Genomic DNA, 25426 nt, shown 5'->3' on the forward strand with positions numbered 1-25426 from the left:
CCAGTTTCATTTTAGAAGGTCAAGTTAAACCCTAAGTTCATGTTCACGTTTTGCGGATATTGCAAGCCATTTTCATCTCTTACTTCTGGATCGATACCAAACTGATGCACATTATCAATCGAGAACAAGTTGTAGGTTTGGAAATAAACCCTTGCTCTTTCAATTTTAAGTTTGCTCAAGACTTTAGGAGGTAATGTATAACCCAATGACATGGTCCTCATTCTAATGTATTTGATATTGGTTAACCACCAGGTAGAGTTTCTATTATAATTACTGTGTCCACCCGCGTTAAACCTAAGGGGAGGGTTTTCTCCAGCAATCCATGGACTGTTCAAATCGTATGGATCTTCCCTGTGCCACCTGTCATCATACATGTAAGCCAAGAGATTACCACCGTTTTGGTAAGGCCATCTCATTTCCCAGTTTTGGTTATAAGAAGCCATAGAGCCACCTGAGAAGTCAAGTGTCAAATCAAAATTCTTGTAATTAAAATACATGTTCAGGCCATAATTGATACTTGGAGGACCGTTCAAGCTATAACCTATGGGTCTTTCATCGAATCCATCAATTTTACCATCACCATTTACATCCTTATAGATCAAGTCACCTGGCAACAAAGTACCATTCCCTTGTCCATCAATGTTCACAGGATAATTGTTAATATCTTCCTGAGACTGGAACTGTCCTATGATTTCATAACCCCAAAAGATCCCATTCCAGCGGTCTTCACCAGACCATCTGTATTGGTCCCATGAGCTGCTAAACACAGGATTGTAAGAAGAAAGAAATTTACTTCTTGCATACCCGAAGGTACCGCCAATTCGATAGGTCAATTCCCCAGATTTACCATTATAGTTCAAGCCCATATCAAATGCGACATTGGCATCACTACTTAAATTCTCATCCGTCAAACCGTATCCCAATTCAAGAGGCAAGAATACATCATCCCTGATATCCCTAAGTCCGTCTCTCTTTCTGCGGAAATAATCCGCTGAACCAGTTATTTTTCCTGCTGCAAAAGAGAAATCTACGCCCGCATCAAACATCTTACTGGTGTACCAAGATAAGTTATCGATTGGCTGACCTCTGTTAGCCGATCCTTGAATATTCTCACCATCCATAATGACCGTAGAAACACCATAGTTATACCCAGATATATAATCAAATGGTCCAATACCGATATCATCATCTCCCAACTCACCATAAGACACTCGTAACTTCAACTCATCCAAGTTGGTGCTTAAAGCAAAATTATCCATAAAAGGCTCTTGGCTGATTCTCCATCCACCTGATACAGAAGGGAAGAAACCCCAACGGTTTTCTGGTGAGAATTTCCAAGAAGCATCATACCTTGCGGCTACTTCAAAAAGGTACTTGCCTTTATATTCATAATTGACACGACCCACGTAACCAATTCTAGCTTCTTCGTAATCATTATCGTCATACCGGTCCATATCCGCAAATTGTACCAATGGTAAATAATTGTTGGTCGGAACAGAGTGGAGAGAGTTGCTATAGTCCTTTCTTTGAATCCTTTCATACAAGGCCAAAACAGACAATTTGTGATCATCAGCAAAGACCCTGTCATAATTCAACTGAAGTTGTGAAACAGTTTCTTCAATTTTCCTTTGGATTCTATCTCTGTACGGGTTGTCATTACCTCCTGTTCTGATGTATTCATCAGTCTCAGGGATATAATCAAATACATCATAAGTGTACTCAAAGGTATTGATATAATTATCTGCAAAGTAGTATGAATACAAGCCTTTGGCCTTCAATCCCTCTACAGGAATATCATATTCTGCTGAGAAGTTAGTTTGGATATTTTTCCAATAGTTGGTAAAGAAACCTGTACGGTCATAGTTTAACAGTGCCCAGTTGGTTTCAATGTTGTTGATATTAGCGGGATACTCAGGATTGTCATTGGCGTAAGGACGCTCTGTCGGCCTATTCCTAAACAGGGCAAATCGAGGCTGCCAATAATCATCACCACCTGGAACGCCAGGGTTTTCTCTGTTTTCCAAACGACCATTGATCTGGATTCCCACTGTCAAACGATCCGTTACATCTGTATTGATGTTGGACTGGATATTGGTGCGGTTAAACTCAAATTCATCACTGAAGACAGACTTCTGATCAAACCTTGTCAATGAAATATAATAGTTGGTCTTTTCAGATCCACCGGAAGCGCTTACATTAAAGTTACTTTGAGGCGCATTACCTTTGATGATAAAATCTCTCCAATCAAATGACCTATATCCATATTCTGTTCCTTGATTCCATTTATCCAATTCATCTTGTGTGATATTCGTGCTACCAAACTGGTTCATGTCAGCGTAGGTTCTCCCTAGCATCCACTCATAGGCATCTACTCCTTCAGGGAACCTTGACCAGTTCTGAATGCCATAATAACCATTGATATTAATCTGCGGTTTTTCTCCTCTTGATCCTCTTTTTGTAGTAACTACCACTACGCCGTTTGCCGCTCTTGAACCATAAACTGCTGCAGAAGCATCTTTCAAGATGGTAATACTTTCTATATCACCTGGTGCCAAGTTATTGAACTGCCCCTGGTCCTTTTGGATACCATCGATCACAAAAAGCGGATTGCCTAAGTTTCTTATTTGGATATTGGCCCCCGCTCCAGGACGGCCATCAGGCATTCTAAAGCTTAAGCCTGGCAGCTTACCCGCCAATGCTCCCGATACAGTGGCGGTCGGTACTTGTTCGATATCCCTACTGGTGATATTGGAAACGGCTCCGGTAATGGACTCTTTTTTCTGCTCTCCATAACCTACCACCACCACTTCTTCCAGGTCGCCCAAGTCACTTTCCATCTCCAAGTCAAAAGTACTTTGGTTTCCGACTTCCATCTCAATGGTCTTGTAACCAATAAATGAAACCCTAATGACTGGATTATCGCCTCTCAATTCCAGTTTAAATTCACCGTCCACACCAGATACGGTTCCATTTGTCGTTCCTTTCTCAAGGATACTAACGCCGGGGATAGGCTCCCCTGTCTCTTTTTCTTTGATGGTACCTTCTACTGTTTTCCCTGTCTGGGCCCAAGTAGAAAATACCAAACCACATAGCAGTACAAAAATCAAACTGCTACTTTTTAGTAATTTTTCTTTCATGTAAATAATAGATTTTGGGTTAAGGTTAATACTCCAAATAAAAACAGTGTACAAAAGCACCTGTTACCGATGCAATTAGAGGCAACATCAGGTTACCATTTATGCATAGCCTACTTTCAGTCCTTAGACACTTAAAGCCTAGAATAGAAGTCTAATAACTGATTAATTGATTTAGGGCTTAGAGAGTGATCATAAAATTTGGCTCAGGGAAATCGAGCCTGCCCTAGCTGAGAGTTTTTGTGTATCATTTTTTTGGGTTTTTAAGGTTCACCTTCCAATGATCCTTATGTTTGTCAACTAACTTATTCTTACAAAAATCGGTTGCTCAATTGATTTAGCCGATAATCTATTATCAAATCTAACCAAGCTATTTCCAAGCTATTATTACAAATCCTTCATTTAATGAAAAAATTCCTGCTATCAAGGCTTCAAGAGCCCTAAACAGCTTCTTGCTGACATTACATAAGAGCTACATACCCAACAAACAGGAAGCATAAAAGAAATATAATACTCAGTAAATGCTTAAAAAAGTTACTTACAGACCTCATAATTCCTGCAAACTGATCAGTTAAGAATTCTATACCTATTAATACTTCCCTCACCACGTGTTTTCAATAATCGCTGCCCTCTCCATCTGCCTGATGCAGTCAAAAAACTACAGTAGACACCAACCTGTTGATGAAAGAATTCAAATAAAAGTGAATGCTATCCCGGGTAAAATCTATATACTGGAATATCCCAAGAAGTGAAGCGATTTTAACCGCATCGTAAAAATCCGTCATGAAATCAAAAAAAACCGTCAATCGCTTGCTAAAAACCATAATAAACAACTTAATTAATTCCGCATTTTTTGCTTTTTATTACCTTTAAATACGTAATACAACCCAGAATATTAACCTAATGATCAAACAACTCCTCCATCCGTTTTTGATGACGCTAATTTTGCTTTTAAGCGCTTTTACTGGTTTTGGGCAAAAGCAAGATCGTTATTTTGAGCACATTAGTATGGAGGACGGGCTTTCAGGAAGTACCGTATTCAGTATCCTGCAAGATCGACAAGGGTTTATGTGGTTTGGTACTAAAAATGGACTAAACCGATATGACGGCCATAATTTCAAAATTTTTAATGCTGATTCGGATCAAAAAAATGGACTCGAAGACAATTTCATCTTTGGGCTTTTTGAAGACTCTCGTGGCATCATTTGGTTGGGTACCAATAAGGGCATTTATACTTATGACTCATCAACAGAGACTTTTACCCACTTTGACAAAATCTCTAATCTTGGAGAAGGAATCACAGGAAACGTCGGCGAAATAAGAGAAGACCTAGAAGGCAATATTTTTGTTTCGGTAAATTCAAAGGGATTCTTTAAATATAATGTAAAAGAGGATTTCCTCCAACAATATCGAAACATCAGCAACTCCAACAGCGTCCCACCTGACGACTACAGTACCGATATTTTAGTAGATGAAAGAGGAGAAATTTGGGTAGCCACCTCTAGGCTTGGAATATTTAAGTACCTGCCTTCAACCAATAAATTTAAAAAATACCTCGATAATCAAGAAGTTATATCAGCAGCTGTATTACAATTGGAAGACAATGGGAACAGCATCCTAGTTGGAACCAAAAATCAGGGAGTTTGGGTGATGGACAAAACTAGTGGAAAAGCCGAACCCCTTCTCACCAAAACACCAAAGGGCAAAAATCTCTTTATCAGAGACCTTTACAAAGTATCCAATAATGAATTATGGATTGCCACGGAATCCGGTCTTTTCATTTATAACCTGGAGACCAATAAATACAAAAATTTTAAGGAAAACCTAAATGACCCCTATTCCCTTTCCGATAACGCCATATATTGCATCAATAGGGACAATGAGGGAGGAATGTGGTTAGGCACTTATTTCGGAGGCATCAATTTTCTTCCCAATCACCCCACTAAATTCATCAAACATTATCCAATACCCAATTCCAATACCATCAGTGGTCAAAGGGTGAGGCAGTTTGTCGAAGGAAATGACAGCACCATCTGGATAGGCACAGAAGATGCCGGTTTAAATCATTACGACCCAAAAGAAGAGAAATTCACGCATTACCTCCCCAATAACTCTTCACTTTCCTATCACAATGTGCATGGCCTGGCTAGAAAAGGAGATGAATTATGGGTCGGAACGGTAACTTTCGCTGTAGGACTTAATCGCATGGATTTAAAAACCAATAAAATCCACACAATCCAATACCATAGTGACCAAAACACACCAGATGACAATGAAGTCCATAGCATCTTGGTGGACCACAAACAACAAGTTTGGTTAGGGACAGTCACTGGTCTTTACCAACTAAACGAAAAAAACAATGAAGTTAATTTTGTCAATGAAATAGGTCACCGTTTCATTTACGACCAAATAGAAGATAAAAATGGCAATTTTTGGTTAGGAACCTATAGTAACGGACTGATCAGATTCAATCCCAAGACCAGAGAAACAAAAAGATTCCTTCCTGATCCCAAAAACCCCAACAGCTTACCACATCCCTCTATCATCAATATTTATCAAGACAGTCAGGACAGGATTTGGATTGCTACTGAAGGAGGTGGCTTTTGTAAGTATAACGAGAAAAGCGAAGACTTCACGGTATTCAATACCCAAAACGGTTTTCCTTGTAATAACATTTACAAAATCCTAGAGGATATCTCAGGGCACCTCTGGATCACTTGTAATAAGGGACTGATAGAATACAATCCTCAGACCAACAAACACAGACTTTTCACCAAGGATAATGGACTTATGCCCTCTCCTTTTAATTATAAAAGTGGCTTCAGAGCCAAAGATGGGACTTTATACTTTGGCTGTTTGAATGGTTTTATATCTTTTGATCCCCGCACTTTTAAACCCTACGAATATGATCCACCAATCGTATTTACAGATATTCAGATCTTTAACAACCCTGTTGAGATAGGGGGCGAAGATGCCATACTCCAAGAATCGATCACCAAAACCTCTTCGATTACGCTTCCACATAACCAGTCTTCCCTGAGTTTTGATTTTGCTGCTTTGAGTTACACGGCCTCCAATGCAAGACCCTATGCTTACAAAATGGAAGGTTATGATCAGAACTGGACTTACCTGAGCAAAAATCAAAGAATCAACTATTCTTATTTACCTCCAGGAGATTATGTGCTCAAGCTAAAAACAGCCAACATTTTTGGAGAATGGAGTGAACGTGAGGGAGAACTGCATGTGACCATTCTACCGCCTTTTTGGAAAACAAACTGGGCCTATTTGGTCTATTTCGTCTTGAGTGTTGCGGTTATTTATCTAATTTTCAAGTTTTACACAAAGAGAATTCACGCCCGGCAGGAGGCTGCATTCAAGCGCTTGGAAGATGAAAAACAAAAGGAAGTCTATCAATCAAAAATTGAGTTTTTCACTAACATCACTCACGAAATCCGTACGCCACTTACCCTGATCAAAGGTCCATTGGAAAGTATACTGAAAAAGCAAAACGACTATACCCCGGAGGTTAAAGAGAACCTTTGGATCATGAATAAAAACACCAATCGACTTATAGAATTGAGTAATGAGCTACTTGATTTCCGTAAAACCGAAAAAAAGGGCTTCTCTCTCAATTTCACAAGAACAGAAATCGGAAAAGTACTGAAGGATATTTCTGTCAGGTTTAAAACCAGTGCAGAACAGCAGTTCATCAATTTCCATCTCATCGAGAAGGATAAGCCATTTTTTGCGGACATTGACAAAGAAGCTTTTACAAAAATCATGAGCAATCTGATATATAATGCAATAAAACATGCGGACAGTACAGTCCAAGTAAACTTGGTCATCTCCCCTGAAGATTCCCTATTCAAAGTCCATGTCAGTAATGATGGTAGACTAATCGGTACAGAAAACAGAGAGAAAATCTTTGAACCCTTCTTCCAGATCAACGGGGATCAAAACAACCGCACATCTACCGGAACTGGACTTGGATTGCCTTTGGCCAGGTCATTGGCCGAAATGCATAGCGGAAAACTTTATGTAGATCCAAACGGCCCAAGCAATAGGAATACTTTTGTTCTAGAATTGCCTGTCAAACAAAAGAACGTCATTCATATCAGTGAAACCATCAATGAAAAACAAAAAGTTAGTGAGCCCGTAAAAACTTCTCCAAAAGAAAAGTCAAATTCTCATAAACCATCCCTGTTAGTTGTGGAAGACAATAAAGAACTTCAAAAGTTTATTCATGATCAGCTAAAACAAGACTATCATGTATACAGGGCTGACAATGGCATGGAAGGGTTAAAAGTATTAAAAGAAAAGCCCATTGATCTGGTGATCAGTGATGTGATGATGCCTATAATGGATGGGTTTACCTTATGTGAAAAGATCAAATCAGATGTCAACTACAGTCATATTCCATTGATCATGCTTACGGCCAAAAACACGCTTCAATCAAAGATCGAAGGGATGGAGTTAGGAGCTGACGTTTATATTGAAAAGCCATTCTCTATAGATCACCTTAACCTTCAAGTCAAAAACCTTTTGCACTACCGGGATCAGGTGAGACAAGCCTTTGCCAATCAGCCTATGGTCAATGTCGACACAATAGCTCATACCCGTGCTGACGAAGAGTTTCTTACCCAAGCAAACGAGGCTATTTTAGAGAACCTCAGCAATGAAAGTTTTGGAGTGAATGAATTGGCCGATATCCTATGTATGAGCCAGTCGAGTTTGTTACGCAAGATAAAAGGGGTTTCCCAGATGACTCCAAATGGCTACATCCGCTTGGTAAGGCTCAAAAAAGCTGCTGAAATGCTCCAAGAGGGGCAATTCACAGTCACCGAAATCAGTGAAAAAGTAGGCTTTAACTCTCCATCCTATTTCTCCAAATGCTTCCAAAAACAATTTGGAGAACTACCTAAAGATTTCAATAAAAAATCCGAAACTATGTAAAAGCAAACGTTTAATTTATATATTTTAAAATGTATATCCGCAATTGCACCAGTAAAGGTTAAAAACGAGTCGAAATGTTCGTTTTGATTAAAATATCAACTGCTTCGGTCTTCAGGCTTCAAACTTCTGACCACTTTAAGCAAAGGATTTAAGGTTACTGGCATCATTGCGGATAATCAGATATTTAAATTATTGAAATACTGCCCATAGATAGAAAAAAGAGCAAAGATAAAATGCTCTTCCTTCTTTGCTCTCCTTCAGTTTTTTTACTAAAATTCCGCTGCTTTTTACTTCAAAGGCATTGGCTGAGCGGTAGTCGTTGGGCCATTAACCACCAAAGTACCGTCTTCTTTGATTTCCATCTTATCCAAAAAAACGACGCGATCCTGTCCTGAAGCTTTGGTTCTACCGTGATAGACGCAGTACATCTCGCCATTGTCCAGAAAGACGATATTATTATGCCCAGTTCCAGTCACCTCTCCGCCTTTATGGATATTCAATTCTAACACTGGATTATTACTTGCTTTAGTAAATGGACCTAATGGACTTTTCCCGGTAGCATACCCCACAGCATAGTTCTCCCCTGCATAATAGTTACTGGAATACATGATATAATAAGTATCCTCGTGTTTAAAGATAACAGAACCTTCTGTCCATCTTCTATTCACCTCCTGCTTGGTAACTGATCTACTTTCCCATTCCGCTTGCTCATCATCCATCTTCAAAGGTGGTCTCAGGCACAGCACAGGCTCTCCAATCACTCCCGAAAAGTCTGATTTAAGCTCTACTCCGTACACCCAACTTTCTTCAATTTCATCATACCAGCCCTTTTCTTTTGCCCAATCAGCCACTTCACTTTCAACTGGATGCTGATAACAAGCCCTGGAATAATAGAGATAGTACTTTCCATCTTCTTGATAGACATTGGCGTCAATAATAGGATAGCCAGGATCAAAGATCGGGCGATCATACATTTCTTTGAAAGGACCTGTTGGACTATCAGAAACTGCCACGCCAATCATAAAATTTTCCTCTTCATTCGTAGGGTTGACCTTCCACTGGGCACTGAAAAACATATAATATTTCCCTCCGATTTTATAGACTTCTGGGGCCCAAAAGAACTTTGAAGCCCAGGAATCTTCCGTATTTCCTGTGTAAACCTGCCTTTCAAACTTCCAATCAACGAGGTTATCAGAAGAATAAGTCGCAAAACCATCTTTGGCACCTCCACCTGTTCCATACATATAATACTTCCCATCTCCGTCATTGAGGATATAGGGATCTCCAAATTCCACATCTAATGGATTGCTGTAGCTGGCCTTAGCCGCTGTACCTTCACCATTATCTTTACTCGCGTTTTCCTTATCTCTATTGGTTTTCGAACCACATGCAGCAAGACAAATTATTGCCAAGAAAAATAAAACGAAGCTGCCTAACGAATTAATAAGCTGTTTTTTCATTTTGTAATATTCAATGAGTTTCCAATTTAAAATTAAATGCAATCATTATAACTAAATCCTAAAAATCCTTCATCTATTAACAAATTTCAATAAATCGATCAGGAAAACTATTTCAGCCTAAAAACCTCCATTTATTTTTTGGCAATCATCAAGTTTATCTAACAAACAAAATTACCAAATCAACAACACAAACAATCAATTAGTAACTATTCAATAATTATTAAATTATTATATTAAAATATTTGCACCAAAAACTAGATTTACCTACCTTTGAAATATCAAACAAAGATAAATGGTCTTTTATACTGTAGGATGTTGAAATTGGCAGACAAGCCCTCCTGTCTCGGGGGTGGAGATGCTGGGATAAAGCAAATATCGAGCTCGTGTTTTGCCTAACTACTCCGTGGAGGTTCGAGTCCTTCTCCTACAGCAGGTTATTTTGGGTTTATTGTTAATTGACTAAAGCTATGAGATATTGTTTCATAGCTTTTTGCGTTTTTAAGAGTTTAGGGTTCGTGTCTCAATGCTTTCCCCGCCAATTGACCCGTATACTCACCTTTTTCAATAGCCATTTGGCCATTTACCCATACATACTCCATTCCAACAGCCTCCTCATAAGGATTTTCAAAAGTAGCCCTATCATGGACTTTTGAAGGATCGAAGAGAATCAAATCTGCATAGTAGCCCGTTCTAACAAAGCCTCTGTCTTTGATTTTAAAGGTTTCTGCTGTGAGGCCAGAAGAACTATGGACCATAAAAGGCAAGGAAATTACCTTTTCTTCTATTACATATTTACGCATCTTTCGTGAAAAAGTACCGAACTGTCGGGGATGACCAGCTCCTCCATCAGAACCTGTCATGACCCAAGGCTGCTGCATAAAAAGATTAAGGTCACTCTCTTTCATATTAAAGGAAATGACCTGAATACTCCCATCTTTTTTCAGCACTTCCATGGTAGTTTCCGGTAAACTCAATCCAAGTTGCTTGGCCATATCACCTAAGCTTAGACCATTCATTTCTTCCTCTTTGGCATCAGAAAAAATCAATGACTCGGGTCCTCCTCTTTTTCGAATATTCTCCTTGATACCCACAATAATGGAATCTCTTAAATCGGTCTGGTCAAATCTTGAGACCATATCTTCATAACCACCATCTTCTGCCCATCTAGGTACCAAAGCTGCCTTCAACGTAGTTCTGGAGGCTAAATAAGGATATTGATTGGCGGTAACTTGAAGCCCTGACCTTCTGGCCTCTTCAACAAGCTGAACGACCTCTGGACTATGATCCCATACATCAGTTCCCAGGCATTTAATATGAGAAATATGTAAATCCACACCTGAAATTTTACCAATTTCAATGGTTTCTTTGACGGCATTCATTAAGCCAATATTATATGAACCTTCATCTCGCATGTGGGTATCATATATCCCTTTATGAGCAGCCACTACCTTTGAAAGTTCAATTACCTCTTTCATATTGGCAAAACTTCCAGGTGCATAGAAAAGCCCCGTAGATATCCCAAATGCTCCCTCTTCCATCGACTTTTCAACCACACTTTTCATCTCTTCCAATTTTTCAGGACTGGCCTCTTCTGCCTTCATCCCCATGACCACGCGTCTTACAGAACCATGGCCAACCAAAAGTGCTGCATTTGTTCCAATACCATTTCGCTCCCATTCATCCAATTTTCTTTTTATGGGCATAGGACTACTGCCATCATTGCCCGCAAAAACAGTCGTCACACCTTGCTTGAGATAACGTACATTTCCTTTTTGCTGGGGATCTGACAACTCCCTATCTACATGCGTATGCGGATCAATAAATCCAGGAGCCAAGTATAACCCCTCCGCTTCAATGGTGGTTTTGGCAGTAATTTCATCAATGCCCTTTTCTCCTATATAACTGATTCGATCCCCTGTGATACCTACCTCCATAGCCTTGGATGGTGTATTGGTTCCATCAAATACCTTCGCTCCTGAGATCAGCACATCCACTTTCACTTCCTTCTTACAGGAAGAGATCAATACAATGAAAATCATTATTAATATAGTGCGAAGCAGCTTGGCTATCCCACATGCTTCATTGAGCTTCATGTCCTATTAGTTTTGATGATTTCGAAAAAGCTGGAATCAAAGAAAAAGTCAACGGAATTGTAGCAGAAAGCCTCTCTACCGTCTCCGATGGTATATTGTCCTTTGAAAAAGGGACAACCTTAACATACTCCTGGATTTCACCTGCTTTTCTTCCATATTTATACGCATAAGGAAAACGGCCGCTTTCATCCATTTTAACATCTTTATTGTCCTTATTCGGAACACTGATATAAAACTCGCTATCTTTCATGTTTCCATTTGGATTAAAGAGTTGCTTTTCTGAAAGGTATGCATAAAGCTCTTTGGCCACATTCACCGAAGGATCTATAATTGCTATTTCCTCTTTCATGAAATCTCTATAGATATACACACCCTTATTTCGATAATTATACAGTTCATCTAACACCTTTTTAATATCAGAAGTGAGATAAGGATAATGGGTACATCCTAGTACGATCGCTTTCAGGGGAAGGGCATTGGGAGAGGTTCTGATCTTCTCCATTAAGGATACCAAGTGATAACGCACGTAATTTTCAGCATCATTGATTTGAAGTACTTGACAATCATCCGTGTTCTTGGAATCACAAAGCATCTTGTCGTGATCGAAATCAAAATTATAGATATCCATCAAGGTCTTATCAATAGGAAACTCCGTACTTTCTAATGATGGTCCCCTGTAACCCTCACGAGGAGAAGCTGCTTCTCGATCGATAAAATCCGGTTCTCCATCCACCACTTCAGCAATTCCATGACCGCCTTGATTATAAACTTGTATCTCTCCCGTGTAATCTAGATCTTCTTTAATTCTCAGAATAGTCTTTTCATAGCCCTTAGAAGCTACCGTCCCCACAGTTGCCATAACGCCTACCGCGCCGCTTTCATCAATTTCAAACTCCTGTAAGGCTCCTCTGGCACCAGCGTCAATCACTCCGATAACATGCAGTTCAATTCCTGCCTTTTCAATAAATTCATCAATTAGTTCCTTCCCATAGGCTGTTGCCGTGTTACAGGCAATTACTAAGGTTTTGATGGGTGATTTTTCAGTGCTAAATTGACGGGCACTTTTGTCTTTATAAAATTTATTGGAAAGCATAAACTGGGTATCCTTAATGATATGCTCCACCAAAAGTGCTGTTTTATCCTCACTCGAGTAATTACCATAAGGCATATTGGCCTGATCAGCCAAGTAAATAAATTTCTCCCCTAAGAAATCGGGCTTCCCATCGCTACCTTTCTGATGCCCTGAATTTTGGTATTCATCAAACTGAACTAGCGCATCCAATACAGTCAAGCCTCCTGTTCCCGAATCAAAGACCCCAATGGGCAATGTTTTGTCCATTTCAGGATAGTCTTTGAAATTTATATAATAGAAGTTGTCAGTTTCCTGCAAAATGGCACTTTCAATAGCCATAGGGACTGATTGTTTCACCTCTTTTTGTTCTTCTACTGGCCTACTGCAAGAACACAGCAAACCCGCGATAACTGCCAAAAAAATATATTGATTGCTCTTTTCCATTTCACAAATCTGTTATTGATGAAGATTTTGTCTGATTTCTTGTAAGTCCTCTTCTGTATAAGAATAATTAACATCGCTCACTTTACTTAGCCAAGCACTAAGGTCAAAGCCCGGTTCACAGGATAGTTTCTGATAATGTTCCGCTAAATCCGGTAAAATGGGTTTTGGTTTTCGATTCGTAATGATGGCATCCACTGCTTCCCTGATTTGTTTCATATAGGCACTATGGTGGGTATTATTGAGTAGGACAACAGTACTTTTGATATCTCTAAATCGCTTGATATAGCTCAAATTTCCAGCCCAACTTCCCGTGTGATAGCTGACAGCTCCTACTTTTTCATCCAAATAGTTATGGAATCCATAGCCATAATCAGTTTCCACCCCTTCAAATTCCACAGGAGTAAACATCTCCTCTTTACCGGTTCCAATAAAATCATCGGTGTATAACAACTTATCCCAGTTCAGCAAGTCTTCCACACTTAAGGAAAGCCTACCTGGCCCCAATCGATCGCTTAGAAAATAATAATAAGATTTACCAGGCAAATTCTCAGGCCGTACATAGGCACAGGAATCTGTGGACCACATAAATGACGGAGCATAATTCTCTAAACCATATATTTCAGATCGATGATAAAAACCGGCATGATTGAACCCGAATGGCCGGAATAGGTTTTCTTCCAAATATTGGTTCAAAGGTTGTCCTGAAGCACTTTCAACTATTTCGGCCAGCACTACATATCCTGTATTGCTATAGGAATAATCAGTACCTGGGGCAAACATCATTTTAGGTTTGTACTCCATAAAAAAAGCCATGATATTTTTATTATTCGCCAATTGACCGGAGGGCCAATTATCTAAAAAGTAATCTGTATAATCTGGTAAACCTCCGGTATGGCTCAGCAAATGCTTTATTTTCACTCCTTCATAGGGGAAATCCTTCGGTAAATATTTACGGATGTCATCCTGCAAAGACAATTTACCTCCTTGTTCTAAGTGCATGATAGCCGCTGCCGTAAACTGCTTTGATACAGAAGCTACTTCCATGGAAGTTTCAGTCGAAAATCCAGTACTATCCTCCAAATTGGCCATACCATAACCTTTCTTGAAAATCAAATCACCTTGGTCTACCACGGCCACAGCTCCATTGAACAATTGATGCTCATACAAGTAGCTGAAAAGGCTATCCAATTTCATCGTCTTAGGATTCTTAGTCTCCTTACTGACACCTCCTTTAGTAGCGCAATTAGTCATCAATAGAAGCAACACCCATAAAAGAGGCCCTACAAGATTTTGTCGATTGTTTTTCATAAACATCAATTTAGTAGCTTATAAAATAAATTGGGGGAATATTTCTACTCCCCCAAATCCACAACTTACTAATAAAGGTTAATAATCAGGGTTCTGTGGTAAAATGTTTGGATTCGCATTTAGTTCCGATAAAGGAATGGGTAAAATAAATCGATTGTTCGGGTAGCTTTCTTCGATAACATTAATACCCTGATCAATATTCACATTCATTTTATTTCTATTCAAATCGAATAAGCGATGTCCTTCAAACGCCAACTCCTTCCTTCTTTCTTCCAAAATTCTATCCAATAGCGCCTCCCCAGTTGCAACGATAGGTTCAGCTTCAGGATCACGGGATTGGGCCAATGTATTCAGGTCTTCCAGAGCCAACGTTTCTTGACCGGTCTTTGCATAGGCCTCCGCTCGGATCAGGTAAACCTCCGCAATACGTAAAATCTTCACATCATCATCCTGCAAGGCTCCTTGGGGAAATTTCATCACAAACAAAGCATTGTCTTCCGCACCGTTTTTTGGTTTTCTTTCGATCGCAGATTTCCTTACATCCGAGTCAGCATAAGTAGCGTAAAGGTCTTCTGTTGCCAAAGCATCGGCATAGCCTGCTTCATCAAAGAAATGCCCCAAGCCATTGGTACCCGCATTGTCCGCTATAGTATTTACAATTTCGAAGATCACTTCAGAATTATAATCTTCCGACCAAATGTCACTGTAATTCTCAGAGCTTAACAATGAATAATTACCGCTTTGGATCACTTCATTTGCTGTTTCTGCAGCCAATTCATACTGTTCCGTATAAAGATAGACCCTTGCTAATAGCGCTTTTGCAGCGTTGAGGGAAAGGGTCCCATTCGCTGTTTCATCGCTCATCAAGCCAATGGCTTTGTTCAAGTCTGCAATGATCAAATCATAATCTTCCTTCACCGTATTTCTGGCTGGGGCAATTGGATCCTCACCAATAGTAGCAATGATAGGTACCCCTTCATGGGCTGCATCTGCAGAAAAATTATAAGGTTGGGCAAAAAAACGGGTCAAATCAAAATGAGCCAATGCCCTTAAAGTGTACGCTTCACCGATCATTTGATTGGCTTCCTCTTGTTGGGTCCCATTAAGCGTCAAGGCCTCACCACCTTGAAGGGCTCTTGTAGCGTTAATCACCACCTCATAACTGGTATTCCAAAGGTCTTCCGCAAAACTATCCTGCTCACGGACAATGAAATTATGATAATCCAAATAGCGTCCCGTATTACGAAGACTCAAATACAGATTATCTGCCATCAATTCTGGGATCACATAGACAGATCTTCCATAGTAGCCACTGCCTTGAAGTTTGCTATAGGTACCATTTAAAGCGGTCTGCAAGGTATTGACATCCGTTATGGCATTGTTGGTAGATACACTTTGTTCTGGATCGATTTCTAGGAACTTCTCACTACAGGAAGATATACTTCCCATTGTCAAAGCTCCTGCAAGAAGGTATATTATTGTTTTCTTCATCATTGTGCCGTTTTAAAATGAAAAGTCTATGCCTATCAAATATTGCCTGGATGTCGGAACACGCAAATCTGTCATTCCTGCAATACCCACTTCTGGATCAGACTCCAAGTTTTTATCTTTCACCCATGTCCAAAGGTTATTGCCCCTCAGGTAAACTTTGGCATTACTGATTTTCAACCTACTCAAAAGCGCATTAGGTAAGTTATAGGAAAGGGTAATATCCCTTAACCTCAAATAGGTGCCATCATACAAGAAACGGGTGGAATGTTGACTGGAACTTCCTGATTGTGTATTGCCCCATACCATTTTCGGCACATCGGTGATATCACCGGGCTCCTGCCATCTTCTATCATAAATCTTGCGGCTCATGTTACCACGATCATTCAACTGGGCACTTCCATCACTGGCCACATAGCGTCCCCAGTAATCATATACCTTATTGCCATAATTGAGATAAAAAAGAAAGGATAAACTGAACCCTTTGTAGCTTAAATTATTGGTCAAACCTGCAAAGAACTTTGGAGAGGCACTTCCTTGCTCGTAAGGATCAGCATTCCCATAATCATTGGTAGTTTCAGTTTCAGAGGCATCCGTAAACCACAATGCATCACCGTTAGCAGGGTCTACACCAGCGTATCCTGGCATATAGAAGGTATAAAAGTCTGCTCCTTCCCTGCGAATATATTGCCCATCGACGATGGCCTCATCCTCATTCAGTTTGAGTACCTCATTCTGGTTAGTGGTGAGGTTAAAATCTGTACTCCAGAAGAATCCATCGCCCTTATCGATATTAACAGCGCTCAGACTAAATTCCCAACCGCTATTTTTCATTTCGCCAATATTGGCCAAATAACTGGTAATACCGTTGGTCCCTGAAATGGGTACATTGAGCAACAAATCTGAAGTCACACGATTATAATATTCGATGGTTCCTGTCAGCCGCTTGAACACCCTAAAGTCCACACCTATGTTCAATGGTTTGTTCTTTTCCCAAGTCAGATAAGGATTGGACTGCTGGGAATAAGCATAGCCTGGCATGCCATTATAATCATTGCCAGTTTGGTAAAGCCCCCTGGATTCAAAATCTCCAATACCTTGGTTTCCATTAATACCATAACTACCCCTTAGCTTAAGTTCATCCACAAAGTTCTCCCCAAAGAACGCTTCCCTATGGATATTCCAGCCCAAGCCAACAGAACCAAAATTGGCATAGCGAACTGAAGAACCAAAGCGGGAGGAACCATCTCTCCTGCCTGTGACATTCATATAATACCGCTCTCCAAAAGCATAATTAGCGCTGAGGAAAAAAGATGAAATAGAAGAGGCTGTTTTCTCGGTGGAAGCATCCCTGTAAACAGATGCATTGGCCAAGGTAGTCAATCCTGGAGCTCCGTAATTGCTGGCATAGGCATATACGGAATTAGCAGATATTTGCTGAGCTTCCTGTCCCAAGGTAAAACTGACACTATTCTCATCATCCATCACCCAGCGGTACTTCAATAAGTTGGTCACATTCCAATTGACCAGTATGTTGGTATAAGCCCTGCCACGACCACCATCATTTCTTCCCTCTCCAAAATAAGGGTTATCATATTGGAACTCATCGGCCAAGTTAAAATCCAGATTGGCACGGGTCTCAAAGGAAAAATTGTCCATAATGTCATACTTCAGCCCTACATTACCCAAAGCATTATAAAGCTTGGTTTCGCGGATATTCTCATTGACCAATCCCACGGGATTGTAAGTCAAAAGAATATCGGTATTATAACTGCCATCTTCATTATAAACGGGCTCCCAAGGTACTTCCCTAAACATACTTCTGATCGGATTATTGGCACTCCCCGCCTCACTATTGGTATGCATGATTTGGGTATTGGCGGCCAAGCCCAAATCCAATGTCAACTTCTTGGTAGCAGCATGCCTTACATTCACCTTAGCATTGAGTTTTTCGTAATCTATACCGATGATCGGCGCTTCCTGATCATAATAGCCTATGGAAGAATAAAAATTAGTTTTCTCATTTCCTCCCGAAGCACTGATAAAATATTGTTGATACGATCCATCTCTGGTGATCACATCAAACCAATTGGTATTGATATTTTGATCTATCCTACTGTAAATATAATCCTCGGCTGCTTGCTGGTTATCTCCATAATTCACCCTGGACTCCACCAGTAACTCTGCTAATTCAGGAGTGGTCAATGGCTTATTCCTATCATCCAATAGTACTTGGCTAGTGCCTCTTTGTACACTTACATCGAATTTTGTCTTTCCTGATTTCCCTTGTTTAGTAGTGATCAAAATCACCCCATTGGCACCTCTAGACCCATAGATCGAAGTGGCAGATGCATCCTTCAAAACGGTCATGGATGCAATATCATTGGGATTTAAACCTGCAATGGTATTGGAACTCGTCGCGATTTGGGAAATATTTCCTGCCACCACAGGAATTCCATCAATTACATAAAGTGGATCCGAACTGGCATTGATAGAGCCTACACCTCTAATTCGAATATTAGGGGAATAACCGGGTTGACCACTCGGAGAGGCGGACTGGACACCCGCAATATTCCCTTGTAAACTCTCTTGAAAAGAAGCCCTTGGTGCTCCTTGTACTTTTTCCAGTTTGACATCCACAGCAGAACCGGTAAATGAAGCACGGGACTGTTCATCATAAGCCACCACAATCACTTCTTGCAATGTCTGCACATCATTGTCCATCACCACATCAATCTGACTTTGGCCTGGCCCCACAGTCACTTCCTTTTTCTTGTATCCAACAAAAGATACGACCAAGGTGACTTGACCATCAGGTACATTCAGTTCGAAAGAGCCATCCAAATCGGTGATTGTTCCTTTGGTGGTTCCTTTGATCATGATACTGACACCAGGAAGTGTTTCGCCATCTCCGGCGGTGACCGTACCTGCAATCGAACGCTCTATTCTTTTCGAAGATTTAACCGCCAATTGATCGAGTCTTCTTTTGGAAACTTTTGATACTCCATCCTGATCTATATCGGTCTTTTTGACGGTATAAAAATTAGCTTTGATTCTATCAAACTCCAATTCTGGATTCTGTAGTTTTATCTGTTTTAAGGCCTCACCAAGGGAACGACTTTCCAAAAGTTGTAAATCCCCTTTTACCGAGGCTTGGCTGATTTCATCTTTGTACAAAAACGATACGCCGTACTTACCCTCAACCGTTTTGAGGAGATCAGTCAGACTCACCGTCTTTGCTTTGTTTGAGCGTGTATTCTCTACTTGGTAGTTGTAAGACAAGGTCTCTTGCGCAGGCCTTGCCATCCCCAAATTCCAAGCTAAAACGCACCCCATAATCGGTAAAATCTTTACTTTCATAATGTTTATGGGTTAGATATGGTTAGTGAATTAATTTGATTACATTTTCGTCCCTGATGATCTTAACATCCAATAGGGAGCGAAGCCCCTCCAAAAGGGCCTCAACATCTTTGGAAGGGACTACACCGGTTAGTTTTTCTTTCAAAATCTCCGCGTCGTTGACGATAACCGTAAAACCATAGTCGTCTTTGAGGATCCTCACGATCTCTTTCAAAGGGGTCTTATCGAACACCAGCTTGTCATCCTTCCTACTGGTATAAATGGCTGTTTCTACTTCTTTTTTGATCAGCAAATCCTGCTGATGGTCAATTTCCACCAACTCTCCTGGCACCATCTTGATCTCATTCTGACCGGCAGTATCCTCCATTTTTAAGGCCACTGCACCTGACTCAAGCACCACCCTTGAAGTGGAAGGTCTCGCGGTCACCGTAAAAGTGGTACCCAATACTTGCACATTAAACTGCCTCGCGGTATGCACTGTAAATCTGTTCTCTGCCTTCATCTTGACAATATCGAAGTAACCTTCCCCTTCAAACCAAATTTCTCGGATCTCATTAGACGCCCAATCTTTCTTGAATTTGAGCTCGCTGTTACCACTCATATGCACTTGAGAACCATCTGGAAGGATAACATCAGCTGACTCAGCAAAAGCCGTTTGGTAGGTCTCATAATTGTTCCAGTCCATAAGGAAATACACCAGAACGGCCATGAACAACGCCAAAGTACCTGCTGCAGCCGCTACACGCCACTGACCAGTTTGCGACTTCCCTTTGGTCATTGTAGGTTTTTGCTCCAGGGAATGGGATGTCTTGAGAATATCCTCCGCGGTAATTTTAGGTCTCAGGATGGTTTTCTGACCTTGATCCATGGTAGCAAAGTCTTCATCCAAGCGCAGGCTCAGGTATTGTTGACCTTCGGGCGTGGACAACCAGTCCAAAACTTTCTTGGCTTCACTGGTTTTCAATTGATTGTTGAAATAACTGGCTAACTGTTCCTCACTAGGTCGGTTCATTGACTTTCGGGTGTTTTGTAAGGAATACACCCGAAGGTTACCGAAGTATTACGCTAGGATGAAAAAAAGTTTATTTTTCTTATTTATGAAGGATCAAGAAAGTTTATCTATAGCATAAACTGAAAGTGCGATCACTGAATAGTACTTACTCACAAAATCTTGTACAGACTTCAATCCCTTTGTATACTGAGACTTAACTGTATTGATAGAAATTTCCAGCTTTTCAGCCACCTCTTCATTACTGAGCCCGTGAACAGTTTTTAACAAAAAAATCTCTTTTCTCTTTTCAGGCAAAGACTTAATCGCTTCTTGATAAACCTTATTGGTTTCATTAAAAATCACTTGTTCTTCCGTCTTGTTGGTAGCCGGTGAGCTCGTTGCCAATAACTCCACATGCTTAATGATTTTTCGCTTTTCATCCCGAATCATGTTTAGAATGATTCGCTTTGCAAAAGTAACGATCAAAGGCTTAATGGGCTGTTTTGAATCAATATGAGCCCGATAATTCCAGAGCTTCAAAAAAGTATCTTGTACCACATCATTGGCCAAATCCTCCGATTTTAAATACTTTAAAGCGATGTAATACACTTGAGGAGAATATTCCTTGAACACCTTGGAAAATGCTTGCTCATTGCCATGAGCCAATTGATCAATGATCGCATTTTCATTTTCCTGATAATTGGTATTAAGCATAAACAGACCTTACTCCTCGATTAAATAGAAGCCTAAAGGTGAAAAAAAATATTTAATATTCACAAACAAGCTTTCTTTAACAAGCTAAAAACCAGTAGCAGACATCAATTTTTTCATTTTAACGGTAAATTAAAACAATACCATATGAAATAGTATGGCTAATCCATACAACGAAATACGAAGTAATGAAATCATGCTGATTTTTGGGAAAAATATAAACTGATCTGTCCTGCAGCTATTGATCTTGATTAAAAGCCCCTCTTTTCAAGACCAATACTTATGATCACCATCCACACTCCATTTGGAATCTTTTTTGGGCTTTCTGAAGCACGGGAAGAGGCTTGGTCAACCTACCACTTCCCTCCAATGTCCTAACCATTCCCTTAGGATAGATCGGTTACTCCGTTTACTTTTCTTTGGATCAAACAGGTTAAGCACCCAAATTATCTTCGGATTTCACTCGGTAATATCCGAGCTTGATCCGAAGGTGATCCGAAGGAGATCCCTGAGTGATCCGAAGATTATTCTGTTTTACCCCAAAACAAGGTGAAGTCAGGGTAAGGACTTCATAGACCGAAATAGGCAATAACACCTGAACTCCACCAAAGGAGTACCACTATCAAACCTGAAAATTTACAGGTACTTAAATGAGGTTTTACGGGATGAAATTAGTTGCTGCATGAAGTGCATGCAGCAGTAGAATTTTTTTACACTTTTTAGTCTGGGCAGAAAAAGGCATAAAGGTCGTGATTTGTAATCTAAACTGGATTTGTCATGCCTTCCCAAATCTAGTTATCCCTAGTAAATCAGATAGAACCCTTAAAAATTTAAAAAACATTGAGGTCTGAAATTTTTAAACAACCAGACTTTTCTTTACCTGAGCTTTCTTTTTCAGTCTATCTTTCAAATATCTCCGAATGGGCTTATCCATATACTCCATAACAACATAGGCAAAGCCTATCAAAAGCATCGTCCCAAAACAGGTGATCAGGATCAGTTCATTCATATCTGGACTGTAAGCTTCCCAATAACTATAAAACAGCCATATAAACGGATAATGGACCATATAGAGTGGATAAGAAATTTCTCCTGAGAAAGTACACAACTTAAGCGATTTTTTCGCAGGTTTAGCTCCTGCTCCCAGCGCAACTAGAAATGGGAAATAGAGGATTACAATAATTGGGTCTATAACATGATTGAAACCATCCACGAAAGGAACCAAAAAACCAATCATCAACAGCCCTGCCATTGGAGCTAAACCCAAATTGTTTCGAATGATCCATTTTGAACGGAACACAAGCATTCCCGCCAAAAATGAAAAGAAAATTCTGGCACCACCAGTCCAAAAGGTTTCTCCTCCCCAACCTCCTAAAAGGTTGGTATCAAAATACGCACAGTAACATAAGATAATGGCTGCCAAAACAGTTAAAAAAATCAGTATTCTATGACGCAACTTAAAGAGAATCAATACATATAAAATATTGGCCACATACTCCCAAAACAAAGACCATGAAGGCGGGTTCAACGGAAAGTTATTAAAAAACAATTCCGGCACCACTGGATAAGGAATCATTAAAACAGAAGTAATAAAAAACAGTAGGCTCTCCCCAAAGCTATAATGATTTGAAACATCGCTGAATGGATTTAAACAAAAAGAGAGTATTCCGATTAAAGTCCCTATGATGACCAAAGGCTGAAGACGAATTAACCTCAACTTAAAAAAAGGAATTATCCCCATTTCCTTGATTCTGTTGTCATAAGCATACGCAATCACAAAACCTGATAAACAAAAGAAAAAGTCTACCGCTAAATACCCATGTGCAATAAAGTTGTTGTTGAAGTCAGGCTGAATGATTTCCATAAAGTGAAAAATGACCACAACCACTGCCGCTAAACCGCGCAATCCGTCTAATATTTCAAAGTGCTGCTTGGTTTTTAGGAGATTGGAATTGACCGCTTCTGAATGCATGGATTTATGATTTGTCATACTACTTATTTAAATCGCATGGCAAGAAAGCAATTTTGAAAGGATTCATAACAACCACTTATAAAATTGAAGCAATTATTTCTTAAAAATCTTACAAAAACTTACTACCCACTTACTCCTTGCCGACTAATTCTCCCTGAATCATCCATACCTCAGTTTGTCCTTTATCGGAAAAGCCATTGGTACTGGTAAGGGCAAGGATTTTCCCATCTTGCAATACGGTAATGCTATTCCAATGTCCAATGCTCTCTTGCGGCAATTGAAACGGCCAAGTAGTATTGGTAAAATGTAGGGCTTGTTCATTGCCAATAGCTACCGCCATTTGGGCATCTTCCAGTTTGCTTCCCCACTGAAATGACAATAAAGTCAACCCATTCACGCCCTGAGCAAGGTATGGGGCTCCTGCATAATCATTTGGAGGGATTTGCTCAGCCATAGCATATTTTCTGTGAGGATGGTCTGCATTTACTGTCTCTTTCCAAGACAACCCATCGGCCTTGATAATGTATGGTTTAAATGGACCAAACCCATTATCTTCAATGGCCATTGCGATAGTTTGATCTTCCAATAACACAGGCACTGGCATGCCATCACGACTTCCTTTGCGATAACTGATGGTTTGAGGAGATTCACTCCAACTATATCCTCCGTCAGTAGACGCTAGCATAGCGATCCGCTGCTCATTGGTTTCTGTGAAAATGCCTTCATCTGCAAAATAAAGCTGAATGGTTCCATCTGGCAGGGTGAGAAATACAGGCTCCCAACAGCCATTTTCAAAAGTTGTCCCAGCTTCATAAACCAATTGGTCTTCCTGCCAGGTTTGGCCGTGATCAGAACTTCTTACGATTCTGATGGCAAAATGCTTATCCTGTTGATTTCTTCTTGGCCTTGGGTTATAAGCCAATAAGATTTCGCCATTGTCAAGTACCGTAAAATCCGGAACAGCCATGGCTTCCCCTTCTTTTCTGGGCGCCACCAAGACAGGTTCCTTCCAAACTCCATTTTCTTTAATCCTAAAAAAAATATTCCCATCTGCTTCATAAGCGACGCCCAAATGTTCATTTGCCAGTTCCCTTACCCTGGCATACCCCGCATACCTGAATATATCCGGAGATATTCTTTCAAGGGTAGACTGATCCCAGACAATGGTATAATCCTGTGGGTCAGGGGGACTTCCTGCTCCTAATCCTGAGCAGGAAGTCATGAACAATAAAATAACAAAAACCCACAAGTTCAGCTCCCCTTTTTTCATCTTCCTGTCAAGCTCTTGATCAGGTTTGTTTCTGATTTTTTGTACGGTGTTCCATCTTTGTGAAATACCTCGTGGAACCATAATTCAGGTTCGGCGGTATATTCTTTCTCCCAACTGTCCCATGGATATTTGGTTTGGGTCTTTCCATCAACCAATCCCCAGTTGAACATACCTATATTTTCTGCTTTAGCGATCGGTAAAAAACCTTCAAAAGTGCTACCGTTTGGACGGGCCATATATTCCGTACAGATCATGGGACGATCATATCGCTTTAGCCAATCAATACGCTTTTGGAATTCTTCGGGACTGTCATAATTATGAAATGAAATAATATCCGAATTGTTGATTTGTGCCAATTGAATAGGGCTCATCACATCTTCGGAAGCCCAATCTCCCAACCAGACACCCGAAGTCAAAGGCTGAATTGGGTGCTGAGATCTTGCCCAATCAAAAGCCTCTTCCATCAATGGAAGCACATAATCCACTTTATTGGGATGCTCCTTGTCACGATAGGAGACACCTGTATCGTTATCTGGCTCATTCCAAATATCCCAGCCCAAGACACGAGGATCATTGGCAAATCTACCTACTACTGCTTTGACGTAATTTTCTAGCCTTGGGTATTGGGTACTGTCAGCCAAAGCATGATAACCCGGGCTTTGCACCCAGCCTGAATTATGCACATGAGGTTTAGGAGCACGTTGTTTTCCTGCTTCCACAAATGGATCCCAGCAGGAATCGAAAAACACAAACAACGGTTTCATCCCGTGCTTATCCATAAGCCCCAACATGCTGTCCATCCTCTCCAAAAAACCATCCGGGTCTTGCTGATAAGCTAAATCGTGGAGATAGACCCGCATGGTGTTCATCCCTATGTCTTCTGCCCAACCCAGTTCCGTATCGATCAGCTCTGGCGAAAAGGTTTCTTTCTGCCACATCTCCAACTGATTGATCGAATTGCTGGGGTTGAAATTTGCTCCCACCAACCAATCCTGCTCTGCATACCAGGCTTTGGCTTGCTCTTTGGACCACCTTTCTGATGTCTCCGCTGTCTCATTTACATCTGGTACTGATTGCTTTTCTTCAGCTCCTCCTTTTGGTCCGCAGCTTATCGCAATTGCAACTAGCCCCAAACAATTCAATATTTTCAAATACTTCTTTCCCATAAAT

Annotated in this window: 13 protein-coding genes; 1 reads left to right on the forward strand and 12 read right to left on the reverse strand. The window is 40.4% G+C overall.

Annotation, left to right across the window (positions count from 1 at the left end; translation table 11 throughout):
• Positions 1-11: 11 nt before the first annotated feature.
• Positions 12-3137, reverse strand: a complete 3126-nt coding sequence (locus IFO69_RS00795) for a SusC/RagA family TonB-linked outer membrane protein (protein WP_192007054.1) — start codon at positions 3135-3137, stop codon at positions 12-14.
• Between the two features lie 900 nt (positions 3138-4037).
• On the opposite strand from IFO69_RS00795, the gene IFO69_RS00800 reads away from it, so the two are divergent.
• On the forward strand, positions 4038-8087 hold the full coding sequence (locus IFO69_RS00800) for a hybrid sensor histidine kinase/response regulator transcription factor (protein ID WP_192007055.1): 4050 nt from the start codon (positions 4038-4040) through the stop codon (positions 8085-8087).
• Between the two features lie 287 nt (positions 8088-8374).
• On the opposite strand, the gene IFO69_RS00805 is transcribed toward IFO69_RS00800, so the two are convergent.
• The 11 genes from IFO69_RS00805 to IFO69_RS00855 all read right to left on the reverse strand — a co-directional run bounded on the left by IFO69_RS00805 (position 8375) and on the right by IFO69_RS00855 (position 25422).
• Positions 8375-9547 carry a glycoside hydrolase family 43 protein gene (locus IFO69_RS00805; protein WP_192007056.1) on the reverse strand — a complete coding sequence of 391 codons (1173 nt, stop codon included), beginning with the start codon at positions 9545-9547 and terminating at the stop codon, positions 8375-8377.
• A gap of 506 nt (positions 9548-10053) precedes the next feature.
• On the reverse strand, positions 10054-11640 hold the full coding sequence (locus tag IFO69_RS00810; protein WP_192007057.1) for an N-acyl-D-amino-acid deacylase family protein: 1587 nt from the start codon (positions 11638-11640) through the stop codon (positions 10054-10056).
• Positions 11627-13156, reverse strand: coding sequence for a glutamate racemase (locus IFO69_RS00815; RefSeq protein ID WP_192007058.1), 1530 nt, complete (start codon positions 13154-13156; stop codon positions 11627-11629). The genes IFO69_RS00810 and IFO69_RS00815 overlap by 14 nt, the downstream gene beginning before the upstream one ends.
• Positions 13157-13168: 12 nt before the next feature.
• Complete coding sequence (locus tag IFO69_RS00820) at positions 13169-14464, reverse strand: serine hydrolase domain-containing protein (protein ID WP_192007059.1); 1296 nt, start codon at positions 14462-14464, stop codon at positions 13169-13171.
• Between the two features lie 78 nt (positions 14465-14542).
• A complete protein-coding gene (locus IFO69_RS00825; RefSeq protein WP_225443941.1) occupies positions 14543-15958 on the reverse strand; it encodes a RagB/SusD family nutrient uptake outer membrane protein in 1416 nt (471 codons plus the stop codon).
• Positions 15959-15967: 9 nt separating this feature from the next.
• A complete protein-coding gene (locus tag IFO69_RS00830) occupies positions 15968-19312 on the reverse strand; it encodes a SusC/RagA family TonB-linked outer membrane protein (RefSeq protein WP_192007060.1) in 3345 nt (1114 codons plus the stop codon).
• Positions 19313-19334: 22 nt separating this feature from the next.
• Positions 19335-20324 (reverse strand): FecR family protein, encoded by a 990-nt coding sequence (locus tag IFO69_RS00835; RefSeq protein ID WP_192007061.1) that lies wholly within the window; start codon positions 20322-20324, stop codon positions 19335-19337.
• 93 nt (positions 20325-20417) lie between these two features.
• Positions 20418-21017: an RNA polymerase sigma factor gene (locus IFO69_RS00840; RefSeq protein WP_192007062.1), complete on the reverse strand. Its 600-nt coding sequence runs from the start codon at positions 21015-21017 to the stop codon at positions 20418-20420.
• Positions 21018-21870: 853 nt separating this feature from the next.
• Positions 21871-23004, reverse strand: a complete 1134-nt coding sequence (locus IFO69_RS00845) for an acyltransferase family protein (protein WP_225443942.1) — start codon at positions 23002-23004, stop codon at positions 21871-21873.
• A 112-nt stretch (positions 23005-23116) separates the two neighbouring features.
• Positions 23117-24256: a sialidase family protein gene (locus IFO69_RS00850; protein ID WP_192007063.1), complete on the reverse strand. Its 1140-nt coding sequence runs from the start codon at positions 24254-24256 to the stop codon at positions 23117-23119.
• The gene (locus IFO69_RS00855; RefSeq protein ID WP_192007064.1) at positions 24253-25422 is read right to left on the reverse strand and encodes an endo-1,4-beta-xylanase; all 1170 of its coding nucleotides are present in this window, start codon (positions 25420-25422) and stop codon (positions 24253-24255) included. The genes IFO69_RS00850 and IFO69_RS00855 overlap by 4 nt, the downstream gene beginning before the upstream one ends.
• Between the last annotated feature and the right edge of the window lie 4 nt (positions 25423-25426).

It is taken from the genome of Echinicola arenosa (assembly GCF_014841125.1).
Lineage (GTDB): Bacteria > Bacteroidota > Bacteroidia > Cytophagales > Cyclobacteriaceae > Echinicola > Echinicola arenosa.